We start from the raw sequence: 18,007 nt of genomic DNA, 5'->3' as shown, positions 1-18,007 counted from the left end.
CCAGTGGATGCCACGTACCGCAAAGAGTCATCGAATGATTCTTCTCCGTTTCAAATGAAGACCTTCCTTTGATTGGATATAAAATGTAAAAATTTTAACTTTACAGGTTAAATCAATAAGTTTTATAGAATTAAAAGTGTTTTATACTAATTACAAAAACACTGATTATTTGTACATTGAAAAGAATAAAAACAGACATATCTTATAGCTATATTCTCTGGTTATGGGGTTTTCAATGTCTGAATTGCATGTAGTCAATGACCATGGGGTACGGCTACTCAGCCTAAATGGTGGTGGGGCCAGAGGGATGTTTACAATCAGTGTGCTTGCTGAGATTGAGAGGATACTTGCCTCTAAGCACCCTGACCAAGAAATCAGAATTGGCGATTACTTTGACCTCATCACTGGGACATCGATAGGTGGGATCCTGGCTCTCGGCCTTGCTAAAGGCAAGAGTGCTCGCGAGTTGGAATGTGTTTTCTTAGATAAAGCGAATGATATTTTTCCACCAAGATGGTGGCTGTTCAATCTCCTTAAATCACTTGTTGCTCCCATTTATAGTAGTAAACCACTTCGACAAACCATTGAAACGATGATCGGTGGTGAGACTACCTTTAAGGACCTGGCCCGGAGAGTAATGGTCCCGGCAGTCAATCTTTCAACAGGGAAACCTCAGTTCTTCAAGACACCACATAACCCAGATTTTACCCGCGACGGTGCACTTAAATTGATTGATGCCGCACTCGCAACCTCCGCTGCACCGACGTACTTTGCACCACACCATTGTGAAGACCTTGGTTCTTATTTTGCTGATGGAGGTTTGGTCGCCAACAACCCCAGCTATATCGGACTTTTGGAAGTTTTCAAGGACATGAAGTCTGATTTTCCTGATGTTGCTCATAAAGACATACACATACTTAATATCGGTACTACCGGGGAAGAGTATTCACTTAGCCCAAGGCTGCTGAGCAAAAAATGGTGGAATGGCTACTGCCGACTTTGGGGCGTGGGTAAAAAACTGGTCCTTACAACCATGACGGCTAACCAACATCTCCATAAAAACATGCTCCTGCGCGAGCTTACGCTCCATGGTGCCTCCGATAACTACACCAGTCTGGATGAAGTGATCCCTAATGAAGCAGCCAGCGACATCACTCTGGATAATGCCACGAAGAGTTCCATTGAAAATCTGAGTGCAAGGGGAAGACAACTCGCTACTGTGCAGTTCGCTCAGAACCAGAAGCTTAAGAGCTTTTTCACTACACCTGCAAAACCCTTTAAGCGCGCAATCGCGCAGGAGAAACTCTGATGCCTTGGGATTTTAACAATTACTATAGTCACAATATGGATGGCTTAATCAGTAAGCTCAAATTGAGCAAGACTGAATCCGATAAACTCAAAGCACTTCGTCAGATCGTACGTGAAAGGACGAGAGATGTATTTCAGGAAGCTCGCCAAGTCGCAATTGACGTGAGAAAGCAAGCGCTGACACTTGAAAGTGTCAGATTAAAACTTGAGAAAACAAACGTTCGCTACCTTTCCCCCGAAGAACGTGCTGATCTAGCGCGACTTATTTTTGAAATGGAAGATGAAGCACGCGATGACTTCATCAAATTCCAGCCTCGTTTCTGGACTCAAGGAAGTTTTCAGTACGATACGTTAAACAGGCCTTTTCATCCGGGGCAGGAAATGGATATTGATGATGGCACCTACATGCCCATGACGGTGTTTGAATCCGAACCGAGCATTGGACACACTCTGCTTCTCCTTCTCGTGGATACATCACTGAAATCACTAGAAGCTGAAAACGATGGCTGGGTATTTGAAGAAAAGAATACCTGCGGACGCATCAAAATCTATCGAGAGAAAACACACATTGATGTACCGATGTATGCGATCCCTAAAGAACAATTCCAGAAAAAACAAACAGCAGCAGATTCAGCACACCTCATAAAGTCAGATTCGGTGTTTGAATCTTTAGCATTGAACCGGGGGGGACGCGAGGCTTATGCCGTTGAGTCCGACAAAGTGAACCTGGCACTTCGCGAAGGGATCAGAAGATGGTCAGTCAGCGACCCCAAAATTGTTGAAGACTGGTTCAACGAAAGCTGTAAACGTATCGGTGGGCATCTGCGTTCAGTTTGCCGGTTTATGAAGGCCTGGCGGGATGCTCAATGGGAAGTTGGGGGCCCTTCATCAATCAGTCTGATGACTGCGGTCGTCAACATCCTCGATAGAGAATCTCATAATGGCTCCGACCTCACCGGGACGATGAAACTTATTGCTAGGTTGCTGCCTGAGGAATTCAATCGCGGTGTAGAAAGTCCCGACGATACTGACGAAAAACCATTGTTCCCTGCGGAAAGTAACCATAACGTGCACCAGAGAGCTATCGTTGAAACTATGGAAAGTCTGTACGGTATTTTACTTGCCGCTGAGCAATCAGAAAGTCGGGAAGAAGCGTTACGTAAAATCAACGAAGCATTTGGTAAACGTGTGACTAATGCTCTATTAATCACGTCAAGTGCTGCAGCTCCGGCATTTCTCAATGCACCATCCAAAGAGCCAGCATCTAAACCAATCAACAAAACGATGGTAAGTGGCTGATGGAGGACGGGCAGCTCCATCAAGTGATGACGGGATGCGGGTATCGCTATACGCGTGCCCGCAATCTCCCTGAAAAATCGATTCTGCACAGCAGGGAGCGAGGTGCAGGATATTACACGAAAGAATACGCGACTGATGCCGGTAATTTTAATGTTGCATTGGTGATTCATCCCGACCCTTTCACAGAACTGCCGACAGCATTCATTATTGAGCAACCTGAACAGTTCAAAAGTTGCCTTATGCCCCATGTCGCCCTGGAAGGGTTCCTTTGCTATGTTGAGCAGATGGAAGCAGACTGGGATTCCAACGATCTGGAAGGGACATATAAAGAAGTTGATGCACAGATACACCAGACCCTCATTAATTCGGTATCCGCTGCTACGCAAGGGGTAAATGCTAAGAGAGAACTGGAAGGGGAGTTTGCCGCATACTGGCATCCCAGCGAGACACTCTTTCTTCTGTCAAACGCAAGTCGGGGGACCACACTTAAAACCTCTTTGGCAAAATTACTTAAGTCTGATGGAACTACCAGACAGGAGTACATAACGGTTGAGGAATCATCCCCGGAGGACTCGGAAGCCGTTATGACCAAGTGGCTCAAACAAAGGTATTTCCCCAGAACTTCGTTAAAAGAAATACCCATCAGCACGCATTACATTTCTGTAAATCCCAGCCGTCTTGCCGGGATGAAATGGCCACCGTCTTCATTCCGGGACTTACTGGAATGGCTTGAAAAATCAGACCACAATGCCAGAGATAGAGTCATTGAAAACATCAAAGCCGAAGGGAAGAAAAGGTACATTTTTCTCTTTGATGTTTTAAACCAGGACATCTTAGCTATCTATGTTGAGTTCAATACGCAGTCTGTTGATTTCAGAAGGCACCGGAAGTCAGCCAAAAACTCAACGGTCAAGCTTGCGGCGATGTTGGGTGGCAAAAGTGTTTGCACGGAATATCAAAGGCTGGGTGTCATTCGTGCTGACATTGCGACGCTCCTTAGCCGGAATACACGACGGAAGGGGGCAGTAAGTCTTTCAACAAAGCGTATAGCGTTGATAGGTTGTGGAACAATTGGAGGGTATCTGGCCGAATTATTACTACGCAACGGAGCCGGATGTGGCAAGGGTTCTCTACATCTTTATGATGATGATATCTACAAACCCAGTAATTTTGGCCGTCATACCCTATCGTCACATGATTTCGGGTGGCCTAAATCCCTTTCACTTGCGGCAAAGCTCCAGGACTCTGTGCATTTACAGACAAAGATTGTTGGATTTATGGAACAATTCCGTATCAGCGCAGATGAAATGCAGAAGTACGACATCATTATTGATGCGACAGGACGCCCACCTGTATCAAAACGCATCGCTGCGGTGGTTAGACAGATTCCACTGGAGCAAAGACCATTTATTATTCACGCGTTCAATGATGGCAACGGCCGGGCATCAAAAGTCTTTATTGACGATGGCCGAAGCTGTTACGGGTGTATGGTTTCTAACCCTGCAAAATACCATAAAGGAACCGATTCACGGTTTATTGATCTTGATATATCAAGCGAAAAAAATAAAAGTTGTGGCAGCACTTACACCCTTTATGATGCAGCAGTTAGCAGCATAACGTCATCTCTGGCGCAGATGGCCGTGTTAAGTACTCTAGAACCAGAGTTAAAGTGGACTTACAACGAACATATCCTTGAGGGAGGGCGTTCGCTCAGGCCTCAATTTTTGCCACATCAGCCTAATTGCCCTGTGTGTAATGAACATAAATGAATTGGTATTCATCGATAATTTTGACAATCATGTAGTGGTCATGAGCGAAGTCGTTCGACTGCTCAAGTCATATCGCCAAATGCAATATGTCAGCACCGAAGCTGGAGGGGTTCTGATAGGAGAACGCCGGGGACCTCACATCGTTATTACTCACATTTCGGAACCAGGGCCGGGTGACATCAGGACACGTAATCGGTTTGAAAGAAAAGGTGACCATCATCAGCTGAAAGTAGATGAACTTTTTAAACAGTCAGATGGCTTTCTTGTTTATTTAGGCGAATGGCATACACATCCCGAAGATTTTCCTCAACCGTCTTATACAGACATGAAATCTTGGCTGACTGGACTGATCGCAACAGAGACAATGCTCCTGATTATTGTAGGCAGAAAATCTGAGTGGGTAGGAATAAAAAACGGAAATGATATAAAAAGTATAAGAGAGAAGTAAAAAGTAGATGAAACTGTTGAGTTTTACTCATTTTTAACAGTATGGTTAGTGTGTTAAAAGAAATTTAATATGATTGCTCTTTTGGGGGAGTCTAATGGGGGGGCGAAAAAAACACCACTCGAATTTTCCGCGGAATTCTTTACAAGTGGAGTCTCCCATAACAATCAGTCTTGATGGAATATATGGGGTGTGCAGGGGTGTTGATCTAGGAGAAATGGCTACTGAAAGGAGTTTATCCATGATTAATATATCAGTAGCGCGAATTATCCTTCTATTTTAAAAGAACGATCATGGCTGGTTGTGGTAATTAAACATTCCGGAAGTTAATAAAAAGATATGTCGGAGTCAGTGTTAAGTGATATTCTCTTTATTGATATTCTCCCCACGGATTTTCTGTCTGTATAATATCGACCAGAAAGTTGGAGCGCATTGTTACTTTCAATTACGTCGAATATGGTCGAGCCAATATACTCGCTCCAATTAGGGTTTTTAGGGGTTGATTTATATACATAGTACAATTTGTTGTTATCCAGCTCCTTAGTTGGCGTTGCTTCTAGCGTAACAGATTTAACTGTGGGGCCGTGCATTTCTATCTTTGTTACAAGGAGTGCTTGCTTTATTTTGGCGCGGACTTCAATTTCATTGTTTGTTTCTGTGATTATATGTCCAACCCAAATTCCATTTAAATCAGGATATATGTCTTTCTTGAAAAACCTTATTGTTCCCCATATTAGTCTTGATATCTTTGATGAAAGGAGAAAGAAGTTTATGATAATGGATGCTAATGATGATATTGATAACAATTTGAACAGGCTTAAGTCAGAAGACAGAACTGTCTTAAAGATCCAAAATGAAAGTATTGTGACAAATAAAGAGATTAGTGATACCGTTTTTAACAACCAGTCAAATCTTATTATTCTAAACATTTCGCACCATTATAATATGTCTTTGTAAATAGAAATCATATTCTTACCATTGCTTTTAGAATTTAACAGTGCAACATAGGCTTCTCTTAGATTCGCACCCACACCAGCTGAAAATGTAATTTCGTCAAAGGAATAGGATTTTATCTTATCAAAAACAACGTTAAGATTGACCTCGTTGTCTGTTTTCGCTGTAACACCATCTGCTGCTTGGAAAATTATCTCAAATCCATTGGATAAGAGCATTTTAGATATTTTTTTTGTGGTGTCATTTAATTTGTTGCTTATGTATATCAACCTCTCTTCTGAGTTGGATAAGTATGATGAGGTTATTTTTCTCCCCACATCATCGCCATCTATCGCTATGTACATATTAACTCCAAACTGACATGGATTATTATCTTAGTGGTTATATTATATCAACCCTGAATGCTTAGTTGCAAATGAATTTATTTACTTAAAAACTTTGCTGTTTAAGTTGTATTTATACTCGACCAAGACGAGGTTTGTATTTTAAAAATTTTTAATGTTAATGGGTTTGATCCTGGGTCTTGTTAAATACATCAAGTGTGTTGAGGTTTTATATGTTCAATGTGGCGATTAATTCAATTGTTCTGCTTGCAATCTATACTTAAATGATAATTATTGAATCTTTACACTGAAAATTTCTCATGACATTGGCATTAAGATTAAGTGAAATAATATATTTGTTAAGCCTTTGAGAATGATTCCCCGGTTACGGTGCTGTGGCCAGTTCCAAGAAAACTCTCACTCCAGATCTAGGTGGTGGTGGATAGACTGGATGCTGCGTTCAATAATGAGACTGCCCAGCTCCGGTTGTAAGTGATGCCGGAACGAGACAATTAATTTAAGAACAAACCGCCCCCGGTTAGCAGGATCGTCTCGTCCGGCAGGAAAGAATGCTAACACCTACATGAAGTTCCTGTCAGTGCCAGTCCTCGACTCAACACCACCAAATCTACTTTTCACCACTGCAGTGTAAGGGGCGCTATGCCCGGCTATGCAGGGGCAGGTTTTTTCTCCCGTGCGCTTTCCGTTCTTCATATCTGCTTCCGGTTAATCGTTTCCCAACACAACCCGTCCTGCAAGGGTAAATGGCACGCATGCTGCGCCCTTGCAGGGCAGAACGATGCCGGGAAAGCGAACCGTCAGGCGATACGAAGACGAAAATCACACACTGACGGAGAAAAACCATGACAATTTCCCTGCATAACCCCCGGACAAGCGCCCCTAACACCGCAGCGGTGACCAGCGTATCCCCGCTGGACCCGTCAGGCTCCTCAAAAACGAAATTTTCAAAAAACAGAAAGGATATTTATCAGACCGTTACCGACAACATCATTGCAGCGCTGGAAGCCGGTGTTAAACCCTGGTCCTGCCCGTGGCAGCGTGTATCCGGCATGTCTGGTCTGCCATCCAATTACACAACCGGAGCAGCCTATAGCGGTATGAATATCATGCTGTTATGGTGCAGCGCATCTAAACAGGGGTTCAGCGATTCACGCTGGATGACCTACAAACAGGCACAGGCAGCAGGTGGACAGGTTCGCACGCGTGAACATGGTACAACAGCCATTTTCTATACCACCCTGGAGAAGGAAAACAACGCCGGAGACATTGACCATATCCCGATGCTGAAAACGTTCACCGTGTTTAACGTTCAGCAAATCGACGGCCTGCCTCTGACAACTGAAACAGTTAGCCCGGAAGCAACCTTTGACCCGTTGCCGCAAGCTGAAAACCTGTTCAGGAAGAGCAGCGCAAACATCATCGAGAAAGGACAAAATGCTTTTTTCAGTCCATCAACAGATGAAGTCTGGCTACCGGAACGCCATCTGTTTTCGGATGCGGCCAATTTCTACGCTACCGGCCTGCATGAACTTGTCCACTGGAGTGGGGATAAAAAACGCCTGAACCGTGAAATGAAAGGTAAGTTTGGCAGTGCGGATTATGCAGAGGAAGAACTGGTGGCGGAGCTGGGAAGTGCTTTTCTGATGGCGGACCTGGGGATTGAGGGAGAGGTACAACATGAAAGCTACATTGCTTCCTGGCTGAAAGCGCTGAAAAATGACAAGCGCTATATTTTCAAAGCGGCCAGTACCGCCTCTAAAGCGCATCGTTATCTGATGGATAAACTCTGAGGCCGGAGCTGGACAACCGCAAGGGAACGCGGTTACATGGTTTTTAACCGGCAACGCTGCAAGGCGCAGACTGAGGCGGAACGCAGCACAGCGAGTACCGAACAGTCTGTGTCTGGCAGTGGGATAAAAAAAATGCCCGGCCTGGCGAGTATCGCCGCCAGGCCGGTGAGGCCATCACGATGGCCTGAGTAAAAGCTTACGTATAGCTGCCTAGTGACAGGTATTTCAGTTCATCAAGGGTATAAATGCGAAACACCCGACGGTGGCGTTCTTCCAGCGGGACGTGCTGATGGTTGATGATGACATGACTGGTGCTGTCAAACAGCAGTTCAAGCGCACGCTTCTTCTGTGGATCGGGCACAACATAAAAAACGTAAATCCACTGCTTGCGGGTACGAGCCAGCAGGTGGCTTGCCATGATCGACTGATAACGGGCCCGGGTTTTCAGGCGGCGCTCGGTTTCAATGGCAATAACGTTACCGTCAGGCAGGGTCAGTAACCCGTCCGGGCGATGTTTTACCTGATACTGGCTGAGAAAACTGGCCCGGTCGCCGTTAATCCATCCCGAAGCACCTTTCTTCTCCAGAATAAGCCTGGCGGCCTGATTATCAAGATGGTGCTCCAGCGTCCAGCCGGTGATTTTTGATGGTTCAAACCGCGCAGGAAAGATTTCATCATCCGGGGTTAACACTACCGCCAGCCCGTCGCTGGTGATCCCCCATAATGAAATCTTCATTGTCCGTGATTCAAGCACATGCTTCTGGATTAACCCCATTCGCTCCGTTTTTGCCAGCAGCGAATAAAGCGATTTGTGGTCCCGGAAACCAAATAACAGCATCAGCGTTTTAAAATCACTGTAGGTTTCTTCTTTCAGGAAGTTCAGCAGTTGTTTTATTTTTTCGTTGTTACGCGTCTGGCGCTCGTTAAATGACGAAATCAGCATAACCACTCCTTAAAAATCCAGCGGGGACAGGTCTTTTTCATCATCAGATTTTGGCGTTGCCGGTCTTACTTCCCTTTCGTCAAAGAAAAGAGCCGGGTGAGTTGTCATCACATCCGGCATGGCTGGTTTATCATCCTCGCCAAAATCCAGCATGATCTTCACCGGGGCTGCCGCTGCGGCAATATCAGGGGAAACCGAAAAGATTTTTAGCTGACGCTTTCTGACCTTTATCGGTGAGATCAGTGAAGCAGAAGGTAGCGTTTTTGTCGTAAAGATAAAGCTGACAAAATCGGGCAGGTTCAGGATCATATTGCTGTCAATAAAGAAACGTTCGGCCTGGCGGATTGTGCGCTCACTGTCGATGGTTTCCGTCAGCATATTATCCGTCTTAGCCTTGCGGAGTTCGTCATCCACCAGAATAGTGCCTGACATTCTTGCTACCCATTCTGCCGTATCCGGGTCCATAACCCGGTAAACCAGTTTGAATTTGGCATTTTCAACGACCGCACCGACAACGGCGTCACCTTTCAAATCTGCCGGGCAGTCTTTTAAATCGGCGATGGACTGGTGGTCCATAATAATGTGTACGCCTTTATCCCGCGCCGCGCCTAAACCTTCCAGCGCTGGCCTGGATAAATGGTATTTCAGTTCGGAAAGATAAATAGCAATGGGGCGGGGGACGTCTGTTACTCGATCGCGCTTTTCTGCCAGCTGGTAAAGGCGAACCAGCAGCATGCGCTGGGCGGTAATAATTTTGCTGTTTCGCATGGAGCCGACAACATAACAGCAGCCGCCTTCATCAAATATGTGCTTAAGCGAAAAGCCTTCTGGTGAGTTAATGGCATTGAGTAATGCCAGCTCTTCAATTTTCCCAAAGAACGCTTTGATTTTTTCGGCAATACCCTGAACGTAATCACCGTTATAAACATCCCGGATTGTTGCCGATGGGTTATCACTGACAAATTGCGCGGCCATACGCGCGGCTTTTCGGTCATCAATACGATAGAAGTCCGATTCCTGTCCTTTTTCCGCCAGGCTGAACCCTGCAACAAACAGTTCTTCCAGTTCATCTGGCGTGATATCTTCAATCAGGTTTAACTGGTATTGCTGTTTCCGCAGGTCAATCAAAGCAAAAGGCTTGCCTGCATCCTCGCAGGCTTTGCGGTAAAGGTGGGGTGCCCATTCATCATCCTTGGGGTCCATCACAAACACACCTTCACCGGCCAGAATACTTTGATAAAGTAATATGCCGGTGGCAACCCCTTTACCGGCTCCGGTGGTGCCGATAATATCCGCATGTTGTTTCTGCCAGTCTTTTAACGGGAGATACATCGGTTCGTTCTCCCTGTCCATGCCAGTAAAAATACCTTTATTCAGATCGATATAATCCAGCGGATCATAATGCAGTGTTTCCGGCAACAAGGACTTTACGGTGCGGACATCGGTGCGCAATTCCCGTTCAAGGGTGGTCTTTTTAACAAGGCGTTTCTTTATTTTGTCCAGTTCCGGCGTGAATACCCGGCGAAGCATAATATGAAAAATAATACCGGTTACAGTGAAAGCAATCCGTACTGACCACGCCAGTGCTGAATTATCACTGGTGAGTCTGATTTTATACAGCCACTGAAAGGATCCGATAACTATCGGAGCCAGTGTGCCGGAGAGAAAACACAGCATGGAAAAAGCCATAATCAGCTTTTTCCAGAGCGGAGCTTTCTGCCGTTCATCGCTTTTCATTGATGCAAAAAACGGCATCGTCAGCCCCGCTAATAACGCCAGTATCAGTTGTTGCTGTTGCACAAAAGCGAGCAGCGCCAGCATCCCGTTCACTATCGGTGACAGTGAAGCGGCAAGCTTATTTAAAATCATGATGCCTCCTTCGTCAGCTATTCGCCCCATGACATCGCCCCATCAGTTCGCCCCACGGTGTCGGGCGAAAAGGCGGGGCGAACGTAAGGGACGAAGAAGGTGACCGCTGTGCGGCCATGTGCCGGAAAGCATGCTTCCCGGTACGAAACGGCGTGCGCCAGTACATGCGGGCTGGACGCCCTTATTGCCTGCCGCATGGGGGTAATGTCGTGGCTGTACGCCGCACCAAAACCCCCAGAGTCAAAGGCGGCACACCGTCGCCCGCTACGCGCGACCACCCCCTTTAAGACGGTCGCTTTCGCCTTTTTCTTCCCTTTGCTCGTTCCTCGCAGCGGGAATAAAAGGGAAGCTGACCTTTAAAGGGGGTGGTCGCGCCACGCTACCGGCTTCAGGCCGGAGACTTAGCCGCGACGGTGTGCGGGGCTGTGCCCCCCAGATAAACCGCTGTCGTGGGCGACAGCTTTTCGCTCGCTGGGGCGGCGAAATTTATCCGGCTCCCCCCGGCCTGCAAAATCCGCGTGGGCGCGGCTGTTTGCAGGTGAGGCGCGGTGCCTGAATTATTTTCGCTCCTTAACCCGCGAAAATATTTCTGTCCGCTGCCTTATTTTTACGGCCCCTGTTTCTTCGCTCCTTAATCCGCGAAAAACAGAAGCCGTAAAAACCTGAAAACCGTCATGCTCTGTGCCGTCTCGCCAGTATTAATCACGAACGCGGCCATATTTACTGATGATTTGACCGATAGCCGCCGGGTCTGCCGAATCACATTCACTTAAAAATGATTGTCTGGCATCGGCCGTATGGTCAGGAAGAAAGCCGTGTTTATTCTTTTTTACGATATTAAAGAATGCCCGTTCAGCGTATTGACATTCACTGCCACCGCCATTTCCGGTTGCTTTACCATACATACATAACACCACTTCGCAGGCATCAGCAGCCAGTACAGATGTTGAACATAACGCCATAACGCAGAGCAATAATACGGAGGATATTGCTTTTTTCATTTCAGTCACCGTTATGATTAATGAAAGATTACGTATTCTGGATAACGTTATTTGCCGGAGTTATTTTCTGAATGTCTCTTTCATGCTGTTTAAATGAACTGGCTTAAAGTAAATATCACACATCCGGCGCACATCGCCGTGTATATCAATACTGATGATGACATCAATGCTTTTAAGTACCTTGCGTAACAGCACATCGAAAGGAATATTCCGGCAGTCGGGGTTTTCATAGCAGCGGTCAATGATCCCTTCAATACATTCTTCCGGGCTGCCCGCATGTAGGGAGGTGATTAACCCCTCATGCCCGGAGCCGATAATTTTCAGCGCGTCCCACGCTTCCCGTCCACGAATTTCCGCCAGTAATATCCGGTCAGGGTTCATACGATAATTAGCACGGATCAGCCTGCCTGGCGTGACAATGGCGTTATCCCCGGCATCCGCTGGGTAAAAAAGATGAACATAGTTGGCGTGGTGATAAAAACGGATTTCAGGATTGTCCTCAATTGTAACCAGCCGGAGATGCGGCGGAATATAATGCAGCAGCGTTTTCATATAGGTGGTTTTGCCGGAGCCGGTTTCACCCACAATAAAAATCGTTTTGCCGTATTCCACCGCCTTTTCCATAAAGCGGGGAATATCTCCGCTGTGATATAACTGAATCAGTGCATCATCCTGGCTTTCCGTTTTCTCCTGACCGGACACACGCTGATAAAATCCCGCATCAATCCATGACTGATGTGTTTTCTGTTCAAACGAGGGTTTGCGCAGCGTAATGGATACCGTATTACGCTCACAGGCTGGGGGAATAATCGTCTGAATACGCTCGCCGGATTCGAGTGTGGCCGACAGTATCGGTGACGTATCGTCAATATTATCGTCATGCCAGGACGCCAGTGCTCTGGCAAAGGCGTAACACTGACGCAGCGTGACCGGGGATTCACGCTGCTGCCATGCCCCCTTTATTTTGGTGTGCAGTTCCCCCGGGCGGTTAATCGCGATTTCGGTCAGCCCTTCGACTGGCAGATAATCACCGAACAGCTGATTTTTCATAAAATCCAGTGACAGGTTTTCAGCGCTCATACCATTTCTTTTTCAGCCGTAGTTGATAAACAGAGGAAAAATCAATATCCGTGCCAGTCATGATGCCGATCACATCGCCCTGGTTCAGGTACATCGTGGGCGGGATACTGATGCTGTTTTCCAGCGTCGTTTTCGCCATTTCCGCCGTGGCGGCGCGGGTGTTTTCGGTATAGTCGGTATTGCGGTCTTTACCCGGCGCGGCCTCTGATGCCGCTGCCGCCACGTCCTGCACGGTACTCAGCATCAGGGCGTTGCCGAAACGCTCCCAGAAATGGCTGTCGATCCAGCCCGCGATCCCCGCCTCACCGAGCGGGCCGGTGGCCTGCGTATCGGTGAGCGGGATTTGCAGGCTGCCGGGCTCCGGCGTGCGCAGCTCCGTCCACAGCACAAACATCCGGCTACGCCCGTGTTGCAGTGCGCCGGTGCGGTAGACGCCACGGGCGACCGTTCCTGCCGGGATCAGTTTCACATGGTTACTTGCGCTCCAGACATTTTCACCGATCAGGCAGGAGATATGACCGCCAACATCGGATACGAAGCGCCGCATCATCGAACACGGAATATAGTGATCCACCGGGATATAGAGATCGGGATCAAGGCCCAGCCGCCTGACACCGGTGACGCGGGCAACGCCCGGATTGTCGTTGTTATTGCTGCCTGCCGGTGCTGTCGTATCCGGGCAGCGCAGGCTTCCATCTTCGCCACTGACCAGTACCGACTGACAGGATGTGTACGCCGTGGAGGCTGACGGTCTGCCCGACGTTTCCGTGTTGCTGCGCAAACCGCTTCGGGACGAGCGTGTGTTGTCGCTTGACCCTGTACTGCCGCTGTTCAGCCCGTCTGCCAGCGCTGCCGCCTTGTTCAGGGCGGGCGGCCCGGACGACAGAACTGGAGTGGCCGGGGCGCTATGACTGGCAGGGCCTGCGCTTTCCTGCCTCCCTGGCCCGAAGAGGCCAAACGGGTTACTGTCCATGCCCAGATCCTTACGCTCCTGCTGCACCGCCCCGGAGGAGGGCAGCGGCGCGGTGTCAGATCCTTTCTCATCACCTCTTTTCAGGGTGCTGAGAAAACGATCGCCACCGGATGCCAGCGCAATGACGAGTACCAGACTCAGCAGGCTGACGATAAGCGTGCGGCGACCGGAAGCCTTACGGAAACGGGTCACTTCTGGCTGACCAGGCGGTGTTTTCTGCTCCGCCTCCTGATATGCCATTGCCGCGCGGGCGCGTTCACGGGCTTCCTCTTCCCGTTCTGCGGTAGTTTTTTCCGGTTCGTCCGGGAAAGATTTGTCGGTCATTTTGCCTCCAGCGTAACGGAGGGTGAAACGGTGTCACTGCGGGTTACCGGGATACGCCCGAATCCGGCGTTTTCCACGCCCACTACCGAGGTCCCGTAACGCAGTACCAGTTGCGGCGATGCCGGAACTACCATCACGGTGTAGTTGCCCTGTTGAACTGTCTGCAGCGTGACCGCCTGCTCCTGACCATTAACCACCCGGAAAACGGAAGGCAGGGTTTTCGTGGAGGAAAAACCGATATACGCAAAACGACCGTCATCCCAGGTAAAGTCCGGGGCGATGAAGGCTGAGCCTGCTGCCACCCGTTTTGTATAGCGCCAGTTGCGCGGAGTGGTAGCCTTCCCGAATGCCGCCGCTATCCGCTTGCGGTCCAGTGTTTCCTGCTGTCGTTGCTGACGGGTGGCGCTGGCGGCGGCTGACTTTTTCCTCTGCTCATCGGGATAGCGGTAGCGGATAACAAATGCCTGAGCGGGCGAGTCTTTATCCAGCACGTTCAGCTCCAGGCTGTAATCGCGCTTCGATGTCACCACGAACAGATTGGTTTTCCAGTCTTTTGCCGTCGGCAGAAATACCTGGCTGACGGTGTTGCCGCTGGCATCCGTGACCGGCTGGGTAATCGGGTTCGGACTGACGCCCACCCGGTTGTCGCTTTTCGTCACGGTCCAGCCTCTGGGAAAACCCGCCTGCGCATCGATAACGGTTTCATCGTCATCAAACACCAGCATGGTAACGTAGCCGGGGCGGGTACTGACGACCGTGGCGTTCTGGCTGTTGTAGGTGACGTTCTGCATCCGGCTGTCATACGCGCTGCCGCGCGGTATCGCTGCGCTCCATGCCACGCATGACGCCAGTAAGCCAGAGAGGAGCAGGGTATGTCTAAGCATCATTCCCCCCTCAGCTCTTTATCGCGCTGGTAGCTGGTGACGATAAAGCCCAGCGGGTTCACTTCGCGCTGGCTGCCGGTCAGTTGCCGGTGCGGGACGTAGCGGTATGTGAGACGGATATTCCAGACATCCGTTTTCACGGAATTATCAGCAATACGGCGGATAGTGCGCTTGATACGCAGGGTTGCCAGATTATCCGGCCCGGTGGCAGGCGCATGCACATTGGAAATAATGTCGATATCAACAACATATTCCGCCTTGTTAAAAATCACGTCAGGTGCCTGGTCGCCGTTAAACCCGTCCAGATAGTCCCGGTTCACGCTGTCACTGTTAAATAACTGCACGTCGTCATAATCACGCTGGAGGGAGAAATAATTATATCCCTCGCGGAGTCTGACATAGTGTGCTGCCAGTGAATGCGCCAGTGCCTTTTCAGACGAAATATCCCGCTCCTTCACGCGGGTCATATATTCATAGCGCCCGGTCTGTTTATCCACTGACCATAATTCAGTGTCGATGGTTTTCAGCGGCAGCAGAATAATAATGGCCGCAATCGCCATTGCGGCCAGAATCAGTCCGGCAGCGGCCACCCGCCAGGCGGTTTTTCGGGAACGCTCTTCCTTTTCCAGCAGGATGGATTCAAAAGAGCGGGAAACATTAACAATGTTCTGAATATCAGACATGGTGAGTCAGCTCCTGAATAATGGCGGGGGAATTTACCGGCTCGGGTTCGCCGGATACCGGCGGGAGGTCGCCCTGATGCCGTGCGCAGCCCGTCAGCGCGCACAGCATCAGAAGGATGATGCTGAATTTCATGGAAGCCCCTTATCGTATGGATGCAGGAATGCCGCACCGGTGGCGCAGGCCACGGCGTGACGGGGAAAGGAAATTAACGGTACGAAGGATTAACGGTGACGCTGCCGGTTCTGGCGTTTCATACTTTCGATGGCGGCGGCGCGTTTCTGCCAGGCGCTCACGGTTTTACCCGCGCCTGCGCTAGTGAGCCTGTCGGTCGATGCGGCGACGGCCATGCCGCCTTTCGCAGCCAGGCGGGCACCACCCTTTACAACCGGACCGGTGAGGTCGGCGGATTTATTCGCCAGTCCGCTCAGACCACTCATGGCTGCCCCCTGTAGCACCGCCTGTACGGCGGCCCCGCTGAGTGCGCTGGCGAGCTTCGCGGAGAACCAGACCACCACACCTGCCGCAATCCCGGCCAGCAGGCACTGCGCCGCCAGCGTGACCATATTGGTTTCAGCGGATGTTTTTGTTGCAGCATCCAGTATCTTATTCAGGTAATTAATGGCGATACGGATGGATAAGGCAGAAAACATGATCGTTAATATTGCCGCGAAAATCGTTTTCAGCCAGTTATCAAACATCGGTTTAAGAAAACCGTAAAACAGGCAGAAAATAAAGAGCGGCGCGGTGGTCGTCATTAACAGGATGGTGATTTCGGCGAGCAGGTTCACAAAGGTGGCTGCCATCAGCAGGACAATAGAGCCGCCCCATACCAGGACTTCGGCAAGGCCACCATTCAGTTTGACGTAAGTTGAGGTGTCCATATTAAATAACTTTTGCCCCAGCGCCTGTGCCTTTTCCCAGACTGTATCCAGTAGCGCCCAGACGTTATCATCGCCGCTGATACCGTCTTTGAGTCCCTGGATAGCTGCTACCGCCAAATCCAGCCAGCCATCCCGGTTTAACGCAAAGGTTGTGATCAGCAACATTCGCCCCACATCCCAGGCGACATCTTCTACCGGGGTCCGGAGTTTGCCAGCCAGCGTCTGATAACCGCGAAACAGTATAAATAGGGTAAAAGAGCTGACGATGATGACGCTGATCATCGTGCCGTAAGTGGAAGACTGACCTTCCAGTACGGCATTCAGTCCATCCATGATGTTTTTGTCCATACCAACAAAAATACCACCGGACATGGTGCCTCACCTGATATATAAAGAAAGGAAATAGAAAACAGGGAGGATTCCCTGTTTTGCTGGAGGAGAAATTACTGTGTCACTGCATTTCGTTTTTCAGCTTCCTGCTGAAATATCGCCTCGAATTTCTCCTTAACCCCGGGCTGGCCTTCCTGTGCAAACATAAGTGCTGCCCGGTGGGCAAATTCGCAGTTATCGCTTGCCTCGCCATCCTCCAGGCATTGCGTATAAACCGCATAAGTTTCGTCAGGATGCTGCTTATACCAGGCTTCGGATTTGGTTTCCTTGCAGCCGGACAGTAATATCACGCCTGAGAGTGTGCATAAGGTGAATAAGGATCTGAGCACGGATAACCTCCTTATAAATTATTAAGGTCAGCAACAGGTGCCGTTAGCTGCTGCTGTTCAAAGGCTTTCTGTCTTTGCTGTTCCAGCAATGTCGTTCGCTGTTCAGCCTGTCTGACAGACATCTCCCACTGATTCGTCAGCGCATTTAACTGTACGCTTTTCGCCGCAATGGCGTTAGCCAGATCCTGAGACTCTTTCGAGTCCTGCGCATTCGATATACGGTCAGATAAGTCTGATATATCGCTGAGTGTGCTGTTGATCCTGTTTTCAACGTCAGTGGTATTCTCAATCGCCATTGCCTGATTAAGGATTATCTGTTTGCAACTGTCGGCCAGGGCCTGAGACTTTATTCCTTCCTGTTCCTCGCTGCATACGCTGAACGATTTGTATTTGCTGTAAAGGTTTTGCAGTTCAGCAGAATATGAACTGTTTTTCGTGGTCAGCAGATCATCCAGTGAAATACCGTTCTTACGGAGATTATCAATATCGGTTTTCAGGCTCCGGGCATCACTGAGAAAACCCTGAATATCTCGCACGCCGGTTGCAGTGGCTAACTGTTTTTTATACGCATCAAGTTCACTTTTATAATGGGTAACCGTATCCTCCCATTGCTGTAATTTCTGCATCCACTGGTTAATGGATTCGGTATTCTGCACGGCGTCGAAAACCGGTATTCCGGCACTGAACGCCTGCGTCGAGAAAAATAACGATAATGCCAGAAGGTGATCCCGGGTACGCAT

At 48.9% G+C, this 18,007-nt stretch carries 18 protein-coding genes; 5 read left to right on the top strand and 13 right to left on the bottom strand.

What is annotated here, in order from left to right:
- Positions 1-235 precede the first annotated feature (235 nt).
- The 4 genes from BJF97_RS18980 to cap3 are packed head-to-tail and all read left to right on the top strand — an operon-like array spanning position 236 to position 4,824.
- A complete protein-coding gene (locus BJF97_RS18980) occupies positions 236-1,309 on the top strand; it encodes a CBASS cGAMP-activated phospholipase (RefSeq protein ID WP_040120416.1) in 1,074 nt (357 codons plus the stop codon).
- Entirely contained in the window at positions 1,309-2,607 is a 1,299-nt protein-coding gene (dncV, locus tag BJF97_RS18975) for a CBASS phage resistance system c-GMP-AMP synthase DncV (RefSeq protein ID WP_070082966.1), read from the top strand. The genes BJF97_RS18980 and dncV overlap by 1 nt, the downstream gene beginning before the upstream one ends.
- On the top strand, positions 2,607-4,376 hold the full coding sequence (locus BJF97_RS18970; protein WP_077270218.1) for an E2/UBC family protein: 1,770 nt from the start codon (positions 2,607-2,609) through the stop codon (positions 4,374-4,376). Before dncV ends, BJF97_RS18970 begins: the two co-directional genes overlap by 1 nt.
- Positions 4,377-4,416: 40 nt before the next feature.
- On the top strand, positions 4,417-4,824 hold the full coding sequence (cap3, locus tag BJF97_RS18965) for a CBASS system CD-NTase/cGAS isopeptidase Cap3 (RefSeq protein ID WP_227502469.1): 408 nt from the start codon (positions 4,417-4,419) through the stop codon (positions 4,822-4,824).
- Positions 4,825-5,147: 323 nt separating this feature from the next.
- On the opposite strand, the gene BJF97_RS34795 is transcribed toward cap3, so the two are convergent.
- Positions 5,148-5,750 (bottom strand): hypothetical protein, encoded by a 603-nt coding sequence (locus tag BJF97_RS34795; protein ID WP_071886202.1) that lies wholly within the window; start codon positions 5,748-5,750, stop codon positions 5,148-5,150.
- A gap of 9 nt (positions 5,751-5,759) precedes the next feature.
- The gene (locus BJF97_RS18955; protein WP_025368085.1) at positions 5,760-6,119 is read right to left on the bottom strand and encodes a mCpol domain-containing protein; all 360 of its coding nucleotides are present in this window, start codon (positions 6,117-6,119) and stop codon (positions 5,760-5,762) included.
- Positions 6,120-6,961: 842 nt separating this feature from the next.
- On the opposite strand from BJF97_RS18955, the gene BJF97_RS18950 reads away from it, so the two are divergent.
- Complete coding sequence (locus tag BJF97_RS18950; RefSeq protein ID WP_070082965.1) at positions 6,962-7,909, top strand: ArdC family protein; 948 nt, start codon at positions 6,962-6,964, stop codon at positions 7,907-7,909.
- Between the two features lie 196 nt (positions 7,910-8,105).
- On the opposite strand, the gene mobC is transcribed toward BJF97_RS18950, so the two are convergent.
- From mobC to BJF97_RS18905, 11 genes are all read right to left on the bottom strand, one after another.
- Complete coding sequence (gene mobC / locus BJF97_RS18945) at positions 8,106-8,852, bottom strand: MobC family replication-relaxation protein (RefSeq protein ID WP_070082964.1); 747 nt, start codon at positions 8,850-8,852, stop codon at positions 8,106-8,108.
- Positions 8,853-8,861: 9 nt separating this feature from the next.
- Positions 8,862-10,721, bottom strand: coding sequence for a type IV secretory system conjugative DNA transfer family protein (locus BJF97_RS18940; protein ID WP_070082963.1), 1,860 nt, complete (start codon positions 10,719-10,721; stop codon positions 8,862-8,864).
- A 698-nt stretch (positions 10,722-11,419) separates the two neighbouring features.
- The gene (locus tag BJF97_RS32825; RefSeq protein ID WP_077270217.1) at positions 11,420-11,722 is read right to left on the bottom strand and encodes a TrbM/KikA/MpfK family conjugal transfer protein; all 303 of its coding nucleotides are present in this window, start codon (positions 11,720-11,722) and stop codon (positions 11,420-11,422) included.
- A 60-nt stretch (positions 11,723-11,782) separates the two neighbouring features.
- On the bottom strand, positions 11,783-12,802 hold the full coding sequence (gene virB11, locus BJF97_RS18935) for a P-type DNA transfer ATPase VirB11 (protein WP_070082962.1): 1,020 nt from the start codon (positions 12,800-12,802) through the stop codon (positions 11,783-11,785).
- On the bottom strand, positions 12,792-14,099 hold the full coding sequence (gene virB10 / locus BJF97_RS18930) for a VirB10/TraB/TrbI family type IV secretion system protein (RefSeq protein ID WP_070082961.1): 1,308 nt from the start codon (positions 14,097-14,099) through the stop codon (positions 12,792-12,794). The genes virB11 and virB10 overlap by 11 nt, the downstream gene beginning before the upstream one ends.
- A complete protein-coding gene (gene virB9 / locus BJF97_RS18925) occupies positions 14,096-14,983 on the bottom strand; it encodes a P-type conjugative transfer protein VirB9 (RefSeq protein WP_070082960.1) in 888 nt (295 codons plus the stop codon). Before virB9 ends, virB10 begins: the two co-directional genes overlap by 4 nt.
- On the bottom strand, positions 14,983-15,666 hold the full coding sequence (locus BJF97_RS18920) for a virB8 family protein (protein ID WP_070082959.1): 684 nt from the start codon (positions 15,664-15,666) through the stop codon (positions 14,983-14,985). Before BJF97_RS18920 ends, virB9 begins: the two co-directional genes overlap by 1 nt.
- On the bottom strand, positions 15,659-15,799 hold the full coding sequence (locus BJF97_RS34790; protein WP_020078407.1) for a hypothetical protein: 141 nt from the start codon (positions 15,797-15,799) through the stop codon (positions 15,659-15,661). The genes BJF97_RS18920 and BJF97_RS34790 overlap by 8 nt, the downstream gene beginning before the upstream one ends.
- Positions 15,800-15,888: 89 nt before the next feature.
- The gene (locus BJF97_RS18915; protein WP_070082958.1) at positions 15,889-16,920 is read right to left on the bottom strand and encodes a type IV secretion system protein; all 1,032 of its coding nucleotides are present in this window, start codon (positions 16,918-16,920) and stop codon (positions 15,889-15,891) included.
- 71 nt (positions 16,921-16,991) lie between these two features.
- Positions 16,992-17,267, bottom strand: a complete 276-nt coding sequence (locus BJF97_RS18910) for an EexN family lipoprotein (RefSeq protein WP_012541166.1) — start codon at positions 17,265-17,267, stop codon at positions 16,992-16,994.
- Between the two features lie 11 nt (positions 17,268-17,278).
- On the bottom strand, positions 17,279-18,007 hold the full coding sequence (locus tag BJF97_RS18905; RefSeq protein ID WP_070082957.1) for a type IV secretion system protein: 729 nt from the start codon (positions 18,005-18,007) through the stop codon (positions 17,279-17,281).

The organism is Klebsiella sp. LTGPAF-6F, from assembly GCF_001753185.1.
Taxonomy (GTDB): Bacteria; Pseudomonadota; Gammaproteobacteria; order Enterobacterales; family Enterobacteriaceae; genus Klebsiella; species Klebsiella michiganensis.
This window is presented reverse-complemented; position numbering and strand designations above follow the sequence as displayed.

Excerpts from the sequence above, each read along its gene's own strand:
- BJF97_RS18950 (WP_070082965.1), top strand. The coding sequence starts at position 6,962 with ATGACAATTTCCCTGCATAACCCCCGGACAAGCGCCCCTAACACCGCA.
- cap3 (WP_227502469.1), top strand. The coding sequence starts at position 4,417 with ATGAGCGAAGTCGTTCGACTGCTCAAGTCATATCGCCAAATGCAATAT.
- BJF97_RS18905 (WP_070082957.1), bottom strand. The coding sequence starts at position 18,007 with ATGCGTACCCGGGATCACCTTCTGGCATTATCGTTATTTTTCTCGACG.
- virB11 (WP_070082962.1), bottom strand. The coding sequence starts at position 12,802 with ATGAGCGCTGAAAACCTGTCACTGGATTTTATGAAAAATCAGCTGTTC.
- virB9 (WP_070082960.1), bottom strand. The coding sequence starts at position 14,983 with ATGCTTAGACATACCCTGCTCCTCTCTGGCTTACTGGCGTCATGCGTG.
- mobC (WP_070082964.1), bottom strand. The coding sequence starts at position 8,852 with ATGCTGATTTCGTCATTTAACGAGCGCCAGACGCGTAACAACGAAAAA.
- BJF97_RS18970 (WP_077270218.1), top strand. The coding sequence starts at position 2,607 with ATGGAGGACGGGCAGCTCCATCAAGTGATGACGGGATGCGGGTATCGC.
- dncV (WP_070082966.1), top strand. The coding sequence starts at position 1,309 with ATGCCTTGGGATTTTAACAATTACTATAGTCACAATATGGATGGCTTA.
- BJF97_RS18915 (WP_070082958.1), bottom strand. The coding sequence starts at position 16,920 with ATGTCCGGTGGTATTTTTGTTGGTATGGACAAAAACATCATGGATGGA.
- BJF97_RS32825 (WP_077270217.1), bottom strand. The coding sequence starts at position 11,722 with ATGAAAAAAGCAATATCCTCCGTATTATTGCTCTGCGTTATGGCGTTA.
- BJF97_RS34790 (WP_020078407.1), bottom strand. The coding sequence starts at position 15,799 with ATGAAATTCAGCATCATCCTTCTGATGCTGTGCGCGCTGACGGGCTGC.
- virB10 (WP_070082961.1), bottom strand. The coding sequence starts at position 14,099 with ATGACCGACAAATCTTTCCCGGACGAACCGGAAAAAACTACCGCAGAA.
- BJF97_RS18980 (WP_040120416.1), top strand. The coding sequence starts at position 236 with ATGTCTGAATTGCATGTAGTCAATGACCATGGGGTACGGCTACTCAGC.
- BJF97_RS18955 (WP_025368085.1), bottom strand. The coding sequence starts at position 6,119 with ATGTACATAGCGATAGATGGCGATGATGTGGGGAGAAAAATAACCTCA.
- BJF97_RS18920 (WP_070082959.1), bottom strand. The coding sequence starts at position 15,666 with ATGTCTGATATTCAGAACATTGTTAATGTTTCCCGCTCTTTTGAATCC.
- BJF97_RS18940 (WP_070082963.1), bottom strand. The coding sequence starts at position 10,721 with ATGATTTTAAATAAGCTTGCCGCTTCACTGTCACCGATAGTGAACGGG.
- BJF97_RS34795 (WP_071886202.1), bottom strand. The coding sequence starts at position 5,750 with ATGTTTAGAATAATAAGATTTGACTGGTTGTTAAAAACGGTATCACTA.